Source organism: Corynebacterium sp. HMSC29G08 (genome assembly GCF_001806875.1).
Lineage (GTDB): Bacteria > Actinomycetota > Actinomycetes > Mycobacteriales > Mycobacteriaceae > Corynebacterium.
Genome location: NZ_KV786253.1, coordinates 18,982 through 35,046 on the forward strand (window position 1 = coordinate 18,982; position 16,065 = coordinate 35,046).

Consider the following 16,065-nt stretch of genomic DNA (forward strand, 5'->3'; position numbering starts at 1 on the left):
GTGGCGCTAAACAACCTTGTTAAACGTCTTCACCTTCTCGGCGAGTCCATCAAGCCAATCTGCGTAGTGTCGGGAGGTAAGAGCACCCTTGGAGTTCCAGCCGTAGAGCTGCCCGGCCTTCACGGCAGGCAGAGCGTCCCACAGCTCAGCAGTGAAAGGGTTGGCTTCGTCATACTGTTCAACAAGCATGACGTCAGCTGGGTACTGCGAAGCCTCTTCCCAGGCGATCCACGCCCACGGACCTCCCTCGTGCCCCTCAGTCGGGCCTACAAGGGTTGCACCCAGCTGCTCTAGCAGTAGCGCGTGTGGCCCACCAGCTCGCGTGTACAGCATCTCTTGCGTCGGGCTGGCCAGCAGGAATGTCAGCTCCTTTTCCGAAACAGCCTCGGTAAAGTTCTTCTTCGCAGCTTCGAAATCCTTGTCGGCCTGCGTGATGTTCGTATCACCGAGATCCGCACCTAGGAAGTCCGCGAGTTCGCGCACATTTGCAATCCCTTCGTCGATAGTGTCGCCGCTCGGCAAGGGTACAAACGGCGCTACGCGGGTGAGTTGCGCGTTAACATCCTCCTTAAACCATTGCCACCCATCAGCAGTCCCAAGCCCGACAATCGCGTCAGGTTTCAATTGAGCAAGCTTCTCCAAGTCGATTTCGCCATCGGTGCCAATCTGCTCAATTCCGGTTGTGTCTACGCCGTCCATCACAGTCGGGTCGTCACATTGGTAGCCGAAGATCGCACTCGGCTTGAAGCCATACTCGTTGAGCGTGGAGTACGCATAACAGTCCATGACAATGTTCTCGGGCTGCTTAGCAAACTCGATCTCTAGACCTTCGATATTCGGGTGGGCGAACACTGCCGCATCAGGTGCGGAACTAGTACTGCTCACCGCGGGTTCGTTGCTAGAAGAAGATGAAGGGCTGCACCCTGTGAGTGCCAAGCCAGCGATGACAGTAAGGATCGCGGCGAGTTTTATACGCATGGGAGACCTTTCTCCAATAGAGGGATAGCCGAGACACACCTGAACTACAGATCGAGTTAGGCAAGCCTAACATGGCAAGTAGGTTAGGTAAAGTTACCCTTACCCCTGGCCCTGTCTAGCCTCTCGCCTGACCCTCAATCCAAAACCCGCTAAACGTCACATCCCGTGGGTCCATCCCCCATTCAGACACACTAAACCTGCGGACCCCCGCCGCAAACGCCCGTTCGCCGCAGCACCACACATACCCAGCCGGATTAAGCGTTCGTAACCTGTCCAGAACAGCTACCAAAAGCTCCTCCTGTGGTGCCGTCACCATATGAAATACCCCCAACCGGGAGGCCCATTTTCCCCCTATGCCGGGTTCAAAACTATCGAGTGATGGGGCGGCAAGAATCACCCCAGTACTACGCAGTTCATCAGGATGAAAACTCTGCAAAAACTCGAGCACCGCAACAACTGAGGGTGCCGCCGTGGGATCCGCGATCAGCAACTGCGAACCAGAGCCTGCCGCGTAGTGCCGACACCAGAGACCATTCGTCGGAGAAATCCCACAAATATCACCCGGACTCGCGCCGAGCGCCCAGCGTAGAGCTGGACCAATTGCAGGGTCAGCAGGGTCGGTCACGCCATGAGTCACCACCTGGAATGCGAGAGCTCCGACACGGCGATCAAGGTGCCGCACCGTATACCAGCGCAATTCTGGCCGTTCAGCATCAGAGAGCTGAGCAAGATGGCCACGCAGATTACCACTCGTCGGACGAGGTACAGGAACGTATTCTCGGCCCGGGGAAGGGATCAGAAGACCAAAGAATTCATCCGGCCCAATAAGGCGATGTTCCCGCAGAGCAGGCGCAGTGACAGTAATCTCTAGCAGGTCGGGAGCAACTTTTTCAACTTTCGCAACACGTACCGTGATAATCTCGCCCAACTCACGCTGCGGCCTATCAGTCAGTTCGGTTGTGCAAAATGTGGAGGGATCTAAGACCATAGATAGAATCTTAGGTTACCCTGCCCTTATTTACACCGAGTTGTTGACTATACAGCGAATGCGCCGGCTCCCCGGCAAGGAGAGACCGACGCAAACGTCATGAAGCAAACGGCGCTTAGGCGATAACCACTACCAGGTCGCCGCCTTCCACCTTGGTGGCCTGCGACAGGGCAACGCGCTCAACGGTGCCGGACTTCGGCGCGGAGATCGCGGCTTCCATCTTCATGGCCTCGATGGTGGCAACCGGGTCGCCTTCCTTAACCTCGTCGCCGACCTTGACGGTCACGTTGACTACGCCGGCGAACGGCGCTGCTACGTGGCCTGGGTTGGAGCTATCTGCCTTTTCCACCTCAGCCACGGTGGACTCAGCGTTCTGGTCACGTACCAGCATCGGGCGGACCTGGCCGTTGACGGTGAGGATGACCTGGCGCATGCCCTTCTCATCCGGCTCACCAACCGCATCCAGGCGGACCACCAGCGGCGGGATGTTCGCGTCGATCTCGCCGTAGTAGATCATCGTCTCCTCGCCCTCTTCAAGGCCGTAGAAGAACGTCTTGTCACCCAGCTGGTCAGTGATGCCGTAGGTGCGCTTGTGCTCCAGGAACTCGTTGTACTGCTTCGGGAAGAGCAGCTTGTCCAAAGCCACACGACGCTTCTTATGGTCGGTGCCCTCCAGGTCCGGCACGAGCTCCTCCGGCACATCAACCGTGTGGTCAACCACGGAACGGTTCTCCAGGGCCTTTTCGCGCAGCAGCGGCCAGCCACCAGGAGGCGTACCAAGCTCACCCTGCAGGAAGCCGATCACGGATTCCGGAATGTCGTACTTGCGCGGGTTCTCGGCGAACTCCTCCGGGCTCACACCCTGGCCCACCAGCTGCAGCGCAAGATCACCCACAACCTTCGACGACGGGGTCACCTTCGTCGGGCGGCCAAGGATGGCGTTCACGCCTGCGTAATAGTCCTCGATGAGCTCGAAGCGATCCTCCAGGCCCAGCGCCTTCGCCTGCGTACGCAGGTTGGACAGCTGGCCGCCCGGGATCTCGTGCTTGTACACGCGGCCAGTCGGGCCCGGGATGCCGGACTCAAACGGCGCGTAGACCTGGCGCACAGCCTCCCAGTACGGCTCCATGTCAGAGACCGCCTGCAGGGAGATACCCGTGTCACGCTCCGTGTTCGCAAAAGCAGCAACCAGAGCAGACATAGACGGCTGGGAGGTCGTACCTGCCAGCGGCGCAGAGGCCACGTCCACTACGTCAGCGCCAGCGTTTGCGGCAGCCAGGTAGGTAGCCAGCTGGCCGCCAGCGGTGTCGTGGGTGTGCACGTGCACCGGCAGGTCGAAGCGCTCGCGCAGCGCGGTCACCAGCTTCGCAGCGGCACCCGGACGCATAAGTCCCGCCATGTCCTTGATGGCAAGTACGTGGGCGCCAGCCTCAACGATCTCTTCTGCCAGCTTCAGGTAGTAATCCAGCGTGTACAGATCCTCATTCGGATCCAGCAGGTTGCCGGAGTACGCCATGGCCACCTCAGCGACGGTGGTGTTGGTCTCCAGCACTGCATCAATTGCCGGGCGCATCTGGCTGACGTCATTGAGCGCGTCGAAAATACGGAAGATGTCAATGCCGGAGGTTGCGGCCTCCTGCACAAACGCACGGGTCACGGAATCCGGGTACGGCGTGTAGCCCACCGTGTTGCGGCCACGCAGCAGCATCTGGATGTTCACGTTCGGCATTGCCTCACGCAGCTCGTCCAAACGCATCCACGGGGACTCATGCAAAAAGCGCATCCCTACGTCGAACGTGGCGCCGCCCCATGCCTCCACCGAGGTCAGCTGCGGGGTCAGGTGGCCAACGTGCTTAGCTGCAGCAACCAGGGTGTTGGTACGGATACGCGTTGCCAGCAGAGATTGGTGCGCATCACGGAACGTGGTCTCCGTAACCCCCAGGGCAGTCTGGTTACGCAGCTTCTCCGCCCACTTCTTCGGGCCCAGCTCCAAAAGATCATCGCGGGAACCACGCGGGGTGTCCGGGTAGTCCAGCTTCGGCAGCTTCTTGGAGGGCTGAATGCTCGTCGGGCGCGGACCGTTCGGCTTGTTCACGGTCACTTCAGCCAGGTAGTTCAGGATCTTGCCGGCGTCATCCGCAGCGTTCGGAGCGTCCAGTAGGTGTGGGTGGTTTGCAATGAAGCTCGTGTTCACACGCTCGTTGCGGAACTCCGGCTCACTCAGCAGCGCACGCAGGAAGCCAATGTTGGTGGACAGGCCGTCAATGGCGAACTCATTGAGAGCACGCAGCGCGCGGTCCACAGCAACCTGGAAGTTGCGTCCACGGCAGGTCATCTTCACCAGCAGCGAGTCAAAGTTCGGAGTGATCGGGGTACCAACGGCCACCGAGCCGTCCAAACGCACACCCGCACCACCCGGGGAACGGTAGCCAGTGATGGTGCCAGAATCCGGCCTAAAGCCGTTGTGCGGATCCTCAGTGGTGATACGGCACTGCAGCGCAGCACCGTTGACCTCAATAAGGTCCTGGGTCAGGTGCACGTCCTCCAGCTTCGCGCCGGCGGCAATGTACATCTGGTTTTTCACAATGTCGATGCCGGTGACTTCCTCAGTCACGGTGTGCTCCACCTGAACACGCGGGTTCATCTCGATGAAGACGTGGTTTCCCTGCTCATCTACAAGGAACTCGACGGTACCGGCACCCTCGTACTTAATTTCCTTACAGAAGTTCACCGCGTCCTGGCAGATACGCTGACGCTGCTCATCCGTAATGTGCTGCGCAGGAGCGATCTCAACCACCTTCTGGTGGCGGCGCTGCACCGAGCAGTCACGCTCAAAGAGGTGGACCACGTTGCCGTAGCTGTCGGCCATGATCTGCACCTCAATGTGCTGCGGGTTAATCACGGCGCGCTCGATGTAGACATTCGGGTCACCGAAAGCAGCCTCCGCCTCACGCGACGCCTCAGCTGCAAGCTTCTCTACATCCTCGATCTTCTCAATGAAGCGCATGCCGCGGCCACCACCACCCGCAACTGCCTTCACAAACACCGGGAACTGGAAATCCTTGGCATACTCAGCCAACTGCTTCGGGTCCGAAGACGGCTCCGAGTCCTGCAGCGTAGGCAAGCCAGCGCGCTGAGCAGCGTGGACAGCGGCAGACTTATCACCAGTCAAATCAAGGGTCTCAGCGGTAGGGCCAATGAACTTGATGCCCTCCTCTTTACAGCGGCGGGCAAGGTCCGCACGCTCAGACAGGAACCCGTAGCCGGGGTACACAGCATCCGCGCCGGTCTGTTTTGCCGCACGGATGATTTCTTCAATGTCCAGGTACGCCTTGACAGGCTGGCCCTCAACACCGATTTGAACCGCTTCGTCCGCGAACGGGCGGTGGAACGAGTTACGGTCCTCACGTGGGTAGACCGCAACGGTCTTCGCACCTGTTTCAAAGGCGGCGCGAAACGCGCGCACCGCGATCTCACCGCGGTTAGCCACCAAGATCTTTTTAAATGTGGGAAGTTCGTTCAGCGGAAGCGTGTCCGGATTCATCGCTTTTCCTTTCGCAATTGCTGCAAATGACTGCAAGTATGTATCAAATAGTATCGGAGTGCGGGTTGGTATCACCTAGGAACTGGAGAAAAAGTTCGCTCTCCGCACGCAAACACCCCCACTTCGGAGGGAGGTGGGGGTGGTTCACGCAAACGTCGTCAAGCTTGAAGCTCTAATTACGCCTCAAGGTGACGCTCTTCCGGACCGTTGTACGCAGACAGCGGGCGGATCAGGGAGTTGTTCTCAAACTGCTCAATAATGTGCGCAGTCCAGCCGGTGATGCGGGACATCACAAACAGCGGGGTGAAGAACTCAATGTCAAAACCAAGGATGTAGTACGCCGGGCCGGACGGGAAGTCCAGGTTCGGGCGGATCTTGATGGACGTGTTGTCATGCATGGTCTTTGCCATGATGTCGTACATCTCAACCCACTTCTGCGCGTCCTTCTCCGGGTGCTCAGCAGCAAGCTTCTTGAATGCGGCCTCCATCGTAGGAACGCGGGAGTCGCCCTTCTTGTACACACGGTGGCCGAAGCCCATGACAAGCTCCTTGTTCTTGAGCTTGTTCAGGCACCACTCTTCAGCCTTCGCCGGGTCCCCGATCTCCTCCATATGGTGCATCACGAACTCGTTCGCACCACCGTGCAGCGGGCCCTTCAGCGCGCCGATAGCACCGGTGATAGCGGACCAGCCATCAGACATCGTCGAGGCAATGGTGCGCGCCGTGAAGGTGGAAGCGTTGAAGGAGTGCTCAGCGTAGAGAATCATCGTCTTCTCAAACGCCTCAATGTCGGACGGGATGTTCGCTGGCGACTTCTCATCATCACCAAACACCATCCAGAGGAAGTTCTCGGAGAAGCCCTTCTCCTTGCTCGGGGCGATGTACTCCTTGCCCTGGCGGCGGCGGATATCCGTAGCCACGATGGTCGGCAGCTTTGCCAGCAGCTTACGGCCAATGGACTGCAGGTGGTCCGAGTCCTTCGTGAACTTCTCCGGGTCCTCAGCACCCAGGTAGGACACTGCGGTACGCAGCACGTCCATCGGGTGGCAGTCCTTCGGCATGAAGTTGATCACCTGAATCAGCTCTTCATCAATGTCACGGTTTTCCATGCAACCGCCACGGAACTCTTCCAACTGCTCCGGGGTCGGCAGCTCACCATTCCAAAGCAGGTAGGCGACCTCTTCGAAGGTGCAGTGCTCAGCCAGCTCCTGAACCGGGTAGCCGCGGTACAAAAGGGAGTTGGTCTCCGGGTTGACCTTGGATACTGCGGTGTAGTCAGCGACAACGCCGTTGAGGCCCTTGCGGATTTCTTGCTCAGTCATTTCTCGGTCACTCCTTATTTGAAGGTCTGGGTGTAGGTGTCTTTGGAATAGGTAAAGACGGACTGGTCGAACTGGTTGTACTCGTCGTAGCGAACCAGCTCATACAGGCGGGAACGGTGCTGCATCTTGTCCAGCCACGGCTCCTGGGTGCCGGTTTGCGCGATGTCTCGCAGCATCGCCTCGGTCTGGCCCATAGCGATGCGGAAGGTGGTCACCGGCCAGATCACTGCGTTATAGCCCAACTCTTCCAGGCGAGGTGCCGGAATCAGGTCGGTCTTGCCAAACTCAGTCATGTTTGCCAGCAGTGGCGTATCAACGGCCTCGCGGAACTTTGCAAAGTCTTCCTCCGAGTACAACGCCTCGGTGAAGATGAGGTCCGCGCCAGCGTCGGCGTATGCCTTCGCGCGCTCGATAGCTTCGTCAATGCCCTCGATGCCGGCCGCGTCTGTACGCGCACAGATGACAAACGCATCGTCATGACGCTCGCGCACCGCGGCGGTAATGCGGCGCACCATCAAATCACGCGGCACAACTTCCTTGCCGTCCAGGTGGCCACAACGCTTCGGGTTGACCTGATCCTCCAGGTGCAGTGCCGCCAGGCCTGCAGCCTCGAACTCTGCGACGGTACGCGCCGCACTCATCGGCTCACCGAAGCCCGTGTCAGCGTCAATCAGCACTGGCAGGTTGGTCGCACGTGCGATCTGGCCGCCGCGGTTTGCCACCTCAGTCAAGGTGGTCAGGCCGATGTCCGGCAGACCCAGGTCGTTGGCCACCACCGCGCCGGAGACGTAGACGCCCTCAAAAGCGCCGATGTCTTCGATCAAACGTGCCGTCAGCGGGTTGAACGCGCCTGGCAGCTTGGTAATCGTCTCGCTGGTCAGGGATTCACGCAGCGCTACTCGGCGCTCGTGAGGAGTTTTCTCGGGTGCAAACATTAGAAGATGCCTTCCGGAATCTCGGGAGCTGCATCGCGTGCAGCCTGGTTAACCACAATGTTGAGCTCGCTGAGGTCGGTCAGGTTCTCCAGATTCTGCACTGCAGCCAGGAAGCGCTCCTGCTCCTCCGGTGCCACAATGCCCTCAGCAAGGGTGCGGAACTTCTTGATGTAGTTCTCACGAACGAACGGGCGTGCACCCAGCGGGTGAGCGTCTGCCACCGCCATCTCGTCTTCAATCACGGAACCGTCGTTGAAGGTGATGACAGCCTTGGCGCCGAATGCCTTCTCAGCCGGGTCGGTCGAGTGGTAGCGACGGGTCCACTCCGGGTCCTCCACCGTGGAGACCTTGTGCCACAGCTCAACGGTCTCAGGACGGTTCGCACGCTCCGGGGTGTAGGAGTCGACGTGGTGCCACGTGCCATCTTCAAGCGCGACAGCAAACATGTACATGATGGAGTGGTCCAGGGTCTCGCGCGATGCGGACGGATCCATCTTCTGCGGGTCATTCGCACCGGTACCAATCACGTAGTGGGTGTGGTGCGAGGTGTGCAACACGATGGACTCGATGTCCTTGGTGGTCTTGCCCTGCTCCTCAATCGTGGCCTTCATGCGGCGAGCCAGGTCGATCGGTGCCTGTGCCTGGTACTCCGCGGAGTGCTCCTTGGTGTAGGTGTCCAAGATGGCGCGCTTTTCCTCACCCGGTGCCGGCAGCGGAACGATGTAGGTGCGCTCCGGGGAGTGCAGCATCCATGCGATGAAGCCGTCCTCACCCTCCCAGATCGGGGCCGGTGCGCCCTCGCCGCGCATCGCACGGTCAACAGCCTCGATGGCCATCTTGCCTGCAAACGCCGGTGCGGATGCCTTCCAGGAGGAGATCAGGCCCTTGCGGGACTGACGCGTTGCGGTGGTGGTGTGCAGCGCCTGGCCAACTGCCTGGTAGATGGTGTCCACGTCCAGGTTCAGCATGGTGCCGATACCTGCTGCGGCCGACGGGCCGAGGTGCGCCACGTGGTCAATCTTCCACTCGTGCAGGCAGATGCCCTTCACCAGGTTGACCTGGATTTCATAACCGGTAGCAATACCGCGGATCAGTGCCTTGCCATCCAGGCCCTTGTGCTGCGCCACTGCCAGGATCGGCGGGATGTTGTCACCCGGGTGGGAGTATTCGGCTGCCAGGAAGGTGTCATGGTAGTCCAGCTCACGCACAGCGGTGCCGTTTGCAAAGGCTGCCCACTCTGCGGAGTAAGCGCCGTCCACACCGAAGACCTGGGCGCCGCCTTCCTGCACCGGGTGAGCCTCAGCCATGACACGGGCAGTAGCCACCGGACGACGACCGTAGGAGGCAACCGCTACCGACGCATTGTCGATGATGCGGTTGATGATCATTTCCTTGGTGTCCTCAGGAACCTCAACCGGGTCAGCGGCAACCTGAGCAATCTTGTACGCCAGGTGCTCTTCAATCGGGAACTCTTCTGCGGACTTATGTGTCCGTACTTCGTGTTGGATCATCGTGCGCTTCAACTCCTTTTCGCCCTGTGGCGCGTTAGTTGCGCCTTTATGCGGTGAAACAACCCGGCCATCCGTCCGGGTGCTACAGCTCATACTAGGAGGAAAAGTGTGCGCTACGTCATGCTCTGGTTTGTGAAAAATTGTGGCGCTGATTTGCATTTGTTGTAAACTTTGTAAATCAGCAGGTGGCGGGCAGTATTCAGAGGAGCACAGACTATGAGCAAGCACTACGCGGGGGCACGGATTCACACGCTTCGCACATCTCGTTCACTTACGCAGGTTGAGATGGCCCGAAAACTTGGCATCTCCACCAGCTATCTCAACCAGTTGGAAAATGACCAGCGCCCGCTGACCGTCTCTGTACTTCTGCAACTCACCCGCGTCTTCGGGTTAGATGCCTCGTTTTTCTCCCAAGACTCCGAGCAGCGCACCATTGGTGAACTCGCTGAGCTCCTGCCTGGCCTTTCGGACGACGAGCTTGCAGACTTTGCTATCCGTTACCCGCGCATCGCGGACGCCGTGCGTGAGATCCCCACGCTTTTGACCTCGGCGGCACTCAGCCCGCACGCCACAGTGCGCGACTTCTTCCAGCGCAATGAGAACTATTTTGATGACTTGGATTTGGCGGCTGAGCACTTCGCGCTCCACGCCCCCTCACGCCAGCTACGCCTGACTCGCCTTGCTGCCGCATTTGATCGTGATTACGGCTACACCGTCCGCTTCAACCAGTACGCACAAGGCCCTCGTTCAATGCTGGATACCGCCTCCCGCGAGATACGCCTGCGCACTGGGCTGACAGAAGCCCAGCAGTGCTTCGAGCTGTCGTACCACTATGCGCTGATTGGGCACATTTCGCTTATCGACGCTCACCTGGCCCCCATCACCGACCCCGACGCCTACAGCCTGGGCAGACACGGCCTGGCGCAGTATTTTGCCGCCGCAGTAACAATGCCATACGGCGAGATCTTGGCAGCGGCCGAAGCCACACGCTACGACATTGACATGATTGCCGCTCGTTTTGGCACCGGCTTTGAATCCACCTGCCAACGCCTCGGCACCTTGCAACGCCCAGGCTCGCGTGCCGTGCCGTTTGCGTTTGTGCGTACAGATCGCGCCGGCAACATTTCCAAGCGGCAATCCACCACGTCGTTTCACTTCTCCCAACGCGGCGGGACCTGCCCGCTGTGGGTGGTACACCGCGCCTTTGAAACCCCGAACCGTGTCACCCGCCAGGTGGCGGTAATGCCAGATGGACGCACCTACCTGTGGGTGGCGCGCATGGTGCAAGGTCCCGCGGCGGGTTTTGGAACACCACGGCAAGAAAACGCCGTGGCCTTGGGCTGCGACACAGACCACGCCGAACGCCTGGTGTACGCGGACGGATTGGATCTCTCCCCCGACTCTGCCACCCCGATTGGGCCAGGGTGTGAGACGTGTCCGCGTAATGAGTGCCCGCAGCGGGCGTTTCCGGTTAGTCCAGGTCGGAGTGAGCGATAAGGCGGCGGGCCGCTTCCGTAATAGAGCCAGACAGCGACGGGTACACCGCCATCGAGTCCGACAGCTGGCGCACGGTCAGCTTGTTGGTTACCGCAATGGTGATGGAGTGGATCAGCTCGGATGCTGTCGGCGCCACAATCACGCCACCGATCACCTCACCAGTGCCCTTGCGCGCAAAAATCTTGACAAAGCCGTGCTGCAGTGAACGCATCTTGGCGCGCGGGTTGGTTGCCAGCGGCAGCTTGTAAATGTCTGCCTCAATCTCGCCGTCGCGGATCTGCTGCTCTGTTACGCCCACCGCCGCGATTTCGGGGCGGGTGAACACGGCGTTACCCACCGTCTTCAAGCGGATCGGCGCAACACCCTCACCCAAGGCATGGTCAACGGCGATGCGGCCCTGCTGCGCGGCGACCGAGGCCAACGGCATCAGATCCGTGCAGTCACCAGCCGCGTAGATCCCCGCAACGTTGGTGCGTGACACGCGGTCCACGTGAATGTGGCCAGACGGGGTGGTCTCCACACCAGCCGCCTCAAGGTTCAAATCTGCGGTGTTGGGGATGGAACCAATGGACATCATGACGTGCGAACCACGAATCTCACGGCCGTCAGTGGTGCGCACAACCACCCCATCGCCGGTGTTTTCCACTGACTCCACACGCGCATCCTTCTCCAAGTGCACGCCAAGGCTCTGCAGCACGGTCTCGAGCACATCTGCGGCATCCGCATCGTCGTGCGGCAGAATACGGTCACGCGAGGCCACCATGGTCACCTCAACGCCCAGCTCAGCGTATGCGGAAACGAACTCCGCGCCGGTCACGCCGGAACCAACCACAATCAAGTGCGTCGGCATCTCGATCAGGTTGTACATCTGGCGCCAGTTCAAAATGCGCTCACCGTCCGGCTCCGCTCCCTTAAGCACGCGCGGGTGGGCGCCGGTGCACACCAAGACCATGTCGCAGTCCAGGCGCACCTCTTCACCGCTTTCCAGCTCCACCACCACGCGGTGGGTGGTGTGGCCTGCCTGCTCGGAGGAGAAGCGTGCGCGTCCCTTCAGAATTCGTACACCGGCACGCTCAAGCTGGCTGTGAATATCGCGCGACTGCTCAGAGGCCAGCGCCACAACACGGTTATTCAAAGCGGTCAGCGCCAGCTGAGCATCCCCCAAGGTGTGGTTGAGCCCCATCGCATCCGCGCGGCGCAGGTCCGTTTTGATGTTGGCGCCTGCAATGAAGCTTTTGGACGGCACGACGTCTTTCCGAATCGCCGAACCACCAGCGCCCTCGTCCTCTACCAGCGTGATGTCCGCACCGTACTTGGAGGCCACAAGGGCCGCCTCGTAGCCGCCCGGACCCCCGCCCATGATGACGATCTTCTTGCTCAAGTGTTTAACTCCCTAAATAACCGGCCAAAACGGTGGCTAGTCTACATACCTGCGCCAGCGACGGCAGCCGCACTGTACTGTTCAACGATTGCTCCGAACAGTCGCACGCCCACTCCGATGGCCTGCTCATCAATAATGAGGTTTCCTTGATGCAGGTCCGGCTTCACCCCGGTACCGTCCCAGGCGCCAAGGCGAATCATCGTGCCCGGTACGTGTTCGAGGTACCAGGAAAAGTCCTCCCCACCCGAGGACTGCGGTGAAGTCACCACCGCATGCGGGTCAATGGAACGCGCGGCAGTTACCGCCAGCGACGTCGCCGCATCATCATTCAGCACCGGTGGAACGCCCTGGACGTAGTCCAAATGGTAGGTGCAGCCCGTCGGCGCGACAATCATGTCAATCAAGTCCGTGAGTAGGTCTTTCAACCCGCGCCAAATGCTGATGTCCGCGGTGCGGATCGTGCCGTCAATCCTGCCGCGCTTCGGAATCGCATTCGGGGCATCTCCTGCCTCAATGTGGCCAAAGACCATCACCGTGCCGGTGCGCGGGTCAACCCGGCGCGACAGCAACGCCGGCAGCTGGGTAGCTATCGCGCCGAGGCAATAGACCACGTCCGCAGTCATGTGCGGACGCGCGGTGTGTCCGCCCGGCCCTTCGATTTCTAGGCGCACCACGTCAGCGGCGGAGGTAATCGCACCGGCGCGCACACCGACCTGGCCTACGCGCAGTTTCGGCTCCACGTGCAGCGCGAAGATGGAGGACACGCCTTTCAATCCTCCGTACTTGATAACGTCGAGTGCTCCGCCGCCCATGACTTCCTCTGCTGGTTGGAAGATGCAGCGGATGGACAACGGGACGTCGATAGTAGAAAGTGCACATGCCAAGCCGAGCACTACCGCGGTGTGTACATCATGGCCACACGCGTGCGAGACGCCGGGAACCAGTGAGGCGAACTCAAGGCCAGTCTGCTCCGGCACGCCGAGGGCGTCGATGTCAGCGCGAAACGCGATGCGCTTGCCAGTGTCCGGGCCGATGTCAACGTAGCAGCCGGTGCCGGGGAAACGCACTGCTTTCAGACCGTATTCTGCAAGCACGCCTACGATGAAGTCGGTGGTTTCCACCTCTTCGTTGGACAACTCTGGGTGCGAGTGTAAGTGCCGACGCCAACCGATCACGCGCTCCTGGTTCTGCGCAAACCACGCGTTGACGCTCGCGGAGATCGACACTGTATCCGCCTCTGACACCCTTACTGCCTCCTGCTTGCAACAACTGTTCTGCGGCAGAAGTCTACGCCAGCGTGTGAAGCGCTGAAAACCGTGCTCAGAATCGTGCTCAGAATCGTGCGATGTTTGTCCGCGCCCCCAACCTGAGATAGGCCTCTGCAAAGCGTGCGGTGTCTTGCGGCCCTCGTGGCCAACGCATGGCAATCTCTACTTGGCTTGCGCCCTCCGGATAGTTGCCGTCATAAATAACGCCAACGCCCGGAAGCAGCGCGGCCGGCGGCACATACAACGCTGCAGCCAGGCGGTACACGGTGCTTACCTGGGGGTCTGCAACTTTAGACCCGTTGTATTCGTTGCGCTCCAAGTTAGAAATCTGCGAGCGTGAAATTCCCGAGATCTCCGCCAGCCGCTTCTGAGTCAGCCCCCGCATCATGCGAAGCAGACGCACCCGCTGCCCCACACCAAGCGCATACGGCTTCCAGTGAGAATCCGGCAGTGATTCCGCCATCAGCTAAGCCCCCTTGGCATCCCCTCCATGTGAATGCTCAATAGCGTAGCCGCGGAGCGGAATCATCGCCAGCGTTTTACAGATCCACCTACAGGTCGATGTTGCGCGGCCCGTACAGGCGATCGCCCGCGTCCCCAAGACCAGGCACGATGTAGGCCTGCTCATTCAGGTCAGGGTCAATCGTTGCCGTAACCAGCTTCACCGGCCCACCATGAGCTTTCAGCTTGTCCACGCCCTGTTGCGCACTCACCATGCACACACAGGTGATATCGTCCGCCCCTCGCTCCAACAACAGGTCAATGGCGTGGATGAGGGAACCACCGGTGGCCAACATCGGGTCAACTAGGAAGACCGGCTGGCCTGCCAGATCATGCGGCAGTGCCTCCAGGTAAGGCACCGGCTCGTGTGTCTCCTCATCACGTGCCATGCCGATGAAGCCCACTTGCGCGTCCGGGATCATGGACAGCGCTGGGTCGATCATGCCCAGGCCGGCACGAATAATCGGCACGATGATCGGTGGGTTTTTAAGGCGAGTGCCTTGCGCAACCGCCACCGGAGTTTTGGTTTTAAAGGTTTCCACCGGAAGGTCACGACTTGCCTCATAGATGAGCATGGCGCCGAGATCCGCAAGCGCGGTACGAAATGCAACGTTGTCACTGCGTTCATCACGCATGATAGTCAAGCGAGAGGCCGCCAATGGGTGGTTGATAACCGTGATCTGCATAGCCACCATGCTAGGCCGTGCTGCTTTCCTGTGCGATTTTCCTGTGCGGGAAATCTTTTTCCGCACCGAGGGAACCGGGGGCGCATTTTGTCGGTCTAAATAGACATGGACACATTTGCACTTGATTCACACACAGTTACTTCACATACCGATTCCCTTCGCGCTGATGCCGCGGCGCTTAACCCACTTCCCGGCACCTCCTTTCCATCCTTCTACCCCTTCACCGCTTTTCATGAGGCATACGCTGCGGCCGCTTCTGCTGCGGAGACTCGCGCTCAGCAGGTGCGTGATGAAGCCCGTCGTGTCGCCGCGTTTATGGACCTCACTGTCACCGCGGCCAACACCGTGGATGGCAACACCAGCAAAGGATTAGGAGGACTGCTATGAGCCTGAACACGCTTGAAACACTGGACACGCTTGGCTCACTCGCATACGAGATGACGGGGTTGCTGCCTGGACCGAAATCCTCGCCTTGGCAAAGAACCGACATGTTCGCCGCCGCGGCGATGGATCCTATCGCCGCTGGCCTACAGATTCTGGCTAGCAGGCCAGAGCTGATCCCTACCCTTCCGGGTTTTCAAATCCCCGGGTTTGACGCCTTTGGCGCGCTCGCGCAGCTGGTTGGCGCTGACCCCGGCAAGCACGTGGAGATGGTGCACGCGCTTGAGGCATTCCGGGGGCAGATTAGTGACAAGATCTCGCAAGCAAGCCTGCAGTGCGCAGCGACCGCCGCAACACTTACCCGCATTGCTATGGATGTGGTGAACAAAGGGGTGCGCGTTCTCGGGGCCAGCGCTGTGCTTGGACCGGTTGGCGTTGGCATTGCCGTAGCCACCTTGATTAAAGAGGCGTTACAGCGCGCGAAGCAAGAGCTCGACCGGCTAGAAGCAGCCCTCGGTGGGCTCGCCGCAGAACTTGCCAGTGACACCCAGGCTGCATTGGCTGTCACGGTCCCCGGTGGAAGCACTGTGGCCCAGCAGGCCATGGCGGAGCTGCAACGCCACGCCGGCAACGCCCTGGGTGCCACCGTGCTCGCTGCGCCAAGCGAACCTCCTACAGTAAACAACGCGGCCGCCTACGCCGAGCCCACACCCGCTGCGGGTGCGCCTTCCGCCGCCGGTGCCGCAGCAGCGGAGATTGCGAAGTCACAGGTTGGCACGCCCTATAGCTGGGGCGGGTCCGCACCCGGCGGCTTCGACTGCTCGGGACTGACTTCCTGGGCGTACCACCAGGCCGGTGTGGAGATTCCGCGAGTTGCCGCAGACCAACGCGTAGGACGCCAAGTGTCATACGAGGAGCTCGCACCAGGAGATTTGGTGGTGTGGTCCGGCCACGTAGCCATGTACACCGGTGACGGAATGATGGTGGAAGCTGGCAGCCCGGTACAGATGAACCCGGTGCGCACGGACAACATTGGCATGCCGTTTATGGGCTTCTGGCGCCCCACGGGGTAG

The 16,065-nt window shown here is 60.1% G+C and carries 13 protein-coding genes; 3 read left to right on the forward strand and 10 right to left on the reverse strand.

Going from position 1 to position 16,065, the window contains the following annotated elements:
* Positions 1–6: 6 nt before the first annotated feature.
* The 6 genes from HMPREF3101_RS06705 to prpD form a co-directional block, all read right to left on the reverse strand.
* Complete coding sequence (locus tag HMPREF3101_RS06705) at positions 7–885, reverse strand: ABC transporter substrate-binding protein (RefSeq protein WP_246816681.1); 879 nt, start codon at positions 883–885, stop codon at positions 7–9.
* A 208-nt stretch (positions 886–1,093) separates the two neighbouring features.
* Positions 1,094–1,966 carry a siderophore-interacting protein gene (locus tag HMPREF3101_RS11740; protein WP_083280130.1) on the reverse strand — a complete coding sequence of 291 codons (873 nt, stop codon included), beginning with the start codon at positions 1,964–1,966 and terminating at the stop codon, positions 1,094–1,096.
* A gap of 115 nt (positions 1,967–2,081) precedes the next feature.
* On the reverse strand, positions 2,082–5,510 hold the full coding sequence (locus HMPREF3101_RS06715) for a pyruvate carboxylase (RefSeq protein ID WP_070463797.1): 3,429 nt from the start codon (positions 5,508–5,510) through the stop codon (positions 2,082–2,084).
* A gap of 176 nt (positions 5,511–5,686) precedes the next feature.
* Positions 5,687–6,832, reverse strand: coding sequence for a bifunctional 2-methylcitrate synthase/citrate synthase (locus tag HMPREF3101_RS06720; protein WP_070463798.1), 1,146 nt, complete (start codon positions 6,830–6,832; stop codon positions 5,687–5,689).
* A 14-nt stretch (positions 6,833–6,846) separates the two neighbouring features.
* Positions 6,847–7,767, reverse strand: coding sequence for a methylisocitrate lyase (prpB, locus tag HMPREF3101_RS06725; protein WP_070463799.1), 921 nt, complete (start codon positions 7,765–7,767; stop codon positions 6,847–6,849).
* A complete protein-coding gene (prpD, locus tag HMPREF3101_RS06730; protein WP_070463800.1) occupies positions 7,767–9,278 on the reverse strand; it encodes a 2-methylcitrate dehydratase PrpD in 1,512 nt (503 codons plus the stop codon). The genes prpB and prpD overlap by 1 nt, the downstream gene beginning before the upstream one ends.
* A gap of 216 nt (positions 9,279–9,494) precedes the next feature.
* Here prpD and HMPREF3101_RS06735 point away from each other — a divergent pair, with 216 nt between their 5' ends.
* Positions 9,495–10,775: a short-chain fatty acyl-CoA regulator family protein gene (locus HMPREF3101_RS06735; RefSeq protein WP_070463801.1), complete on the forward strand. Its 1,281-nt coding sequence runs from the start codon at positions 9,495–9,497 to the stop codon at positions 10,773–10,775.
* Here HMPREF3101_RS06735 and HMPREF3101_RS06740 read toward each other — a convergent pair.
* From HMPREF3101_RS06740 to upp, 4 genes are all read right to left on the reverse strand, one after another.
* Positions 10,750–12,156, reverse strand: a complete 1,407-nt coding sequence (locus tag HMPREF3101_RS06740; protein ID WP_070463802.1) for an NAD(P)H-quinone dehydrogenase — start codon at positions 12,154–12,156, stop codon at positions 10,750–10,752. The genes HMPREF3101_RS06735 and HMPREF3101_RS06740 overlap by 26 nt on opposite strands.
* A 41-nt stretch (positions 12,157–12,197) precedes the next feature.
* A complete protein-coding gene (locus tag HMPREF3101_RS06745; protein WP_070463824.1) occupies positions 12,198–13,382 on the reverse strand; it encodes an amidohydrolase in 1,185 nt (394 codons plus the stop codon).
* A 106-nt stretch (positions 13,383–13,488) separates the two neighbouring features.
* Positions 13,489–13,887 (reverse strand): helix-turn-helix domain-containing protein, encoded by a 399-nt coding sequence (locus tag HMPREF3101_RS06750; RefSeq protein WP_070463803.1) that lies wholly within the window; start codon positions 13,885–13,887, stop codon positions 13,489–13,491.
* A gap of 88 nt (positions 13,888–13,975) precedes the next feature.
* Positions 13,976–14,611 (reverse strand): uracil phosphoribosyltransferase, encoded by a 636-nt coding sequence (gene upp, locus HMPREF3101_RS06755; RefSeq protein WP_070463826.1) that lies wholly within the window; start codon positions 14,609–14,611, stop codon positions 13,976–13,978.
* A 105-nt stretch (positions 14,612–14,716) separates the two neighbouring features.
* Between upp and HMPREF3101_RS06760 the strand changes: the two genes are divergently transcribed.
* Both HMPREF3101_RS06760 and HMPREF3101_RS06765 read left to right on the forward strand, forming a co-directional pair.
* The gene (locus HMPREF3101_RS06760; RefSeq protein WP_070463804.1) at positions 14,717–14,998 is read left to right on the forward strand and encodes a hypothetical protein; all 282 of its coding nucleotides are present in this window, start codon (positions 14,717–14,719) and stop codon (positions 14,996–14,998) included.
* Positions 14,995–16,065, forward strand: coding sequence for a C40 family peptidase (locus HMPREF3101_RS06765; protein ID WP_246816682.1), 1,071 nt, complete (start codon positions 14,995–14,997; stop codon positions 16,063–16,065). The genes HMPREF3101_RS06760 and HMPREF3101_RS06765 overlap by 4 nt, the downstream gene beginning before the upstream one ends.